1 protein-coding gene is annotated in these 284 nt (G+C 64.1%); it reads left to right on the top strand.

Features of this window, described 5'->3' with window-relative positions:
• Positions 1-284: type 1 periplasmic-binding domain-containing protein (locus MD536_RS21515; RefSeq protein WP_438839274.1), on the top strand; the 284-nt coding region annotated here is incomplete at both ends.

Here is a 284-nt window from a genome sequence, read left to right as displayed (position 1 = left end):
AGTTGTGCTCCCGGATTTCGAGAACCCGTTTTTCGGCGCGTTGCTCGCCTCTCTGGAGCGTGCAGCGGAAACGGCGGGCTACCGCCTTGCCACCGCCACCAGCCGCGAAGACCCAGAAGTCGAGGCCCGTGAGATTGCGGAGTTGCTTGGTTGGAGGGTGGCTGGAATATTTGTAGTGCCTGCGCATGGCAGCCTGCCAGGCGCTTTCGCCAACGCTGGCGTACCCATGGTTGTCGTCGATCGGGTGTCATGCAGGCCCGGAGAGCGCCCGGCGACGGACGAAG

The sequence above is a fragment of the Flavihumibacter cheonanensis genome, from assembly GCF_022352215.1.
Classification (GTDB): Bacteria; Bacteroidota; Bacteroidia; order Chitinophagales; family Chitinophagaceae; genus Flavihumibacter; species Flavihumibacter cheonanensis.
Note: the sequence above shows the minus strand (reverse complement) of the source record. Positions and strands in the feature narration are given on the sequence as shown.